Below are 435 nucleotides of genomic sequence, written 5' to 3'. Positions count from 1 at the left end.
CGCCCATGATGTCGCCGATCCACGCTTGAAAAATGGATTTCAGACTGGCGGGAGGCAGAGTGGCAAAAATGCGGTTGAATGTGTCGTGTGATGGAATGCCGCCAGGCAAGCTCAACCAGCGCCGGAACCATGGCTCTCGCTCTTGAGCAAACAAGGTAATCTCGCTCCAAGTATCAAAACCGCACATCATGGCGCAGATGGCCATGAAAACAACCTCTGACAAGATATGCGAGCACTTGGCCTGATTGCGTGGGTCTGGAATTGATTCAAGGTAGTCGAGCAAAGACTTCTGGGCCATAAAAATAAACAGTTAGTTAAGATCTCGACTATTTACAGCTTGGCAACGCAAGGTACAATTAAAATCGTACTTGGCGCCGCTCAACTGATCGATACTTGATCAACTAGCGCAAAGAATGATCATGCGTCGGCCCTGGG

1 protein-coding gene is annotated in these 435 nt (G+C 49.4%); it reads right to left on the bottom strand.

All coding sequences use genetic code 11. The features are described 5' to 3' along the window. A partial coding sequence (locus EJ063_RS20685) for an ISAs1 family transposase (protein WP_126576087.1) occupies window positions 1–298 on the bottom strand: 298 nt, incomplete at its 3' end. Window positions 299–435: the final 137 nt, after the last annotated feature.

The organism is Vibrio aquaticus, assembly GCF_003970385.1.
In the GTDB taxonomy this organism is placed as follows: Bacteria; Pseudomonadota; Gammaproteobacteria; order Enterobacterales; family Vibrionaceae; genus Vibrio; species Vibrio aquaticus.
Note: the sequence above shows the minus strand (reverse complement) of the source record. Positions and strands in the feature narration are given on the sequence as shown.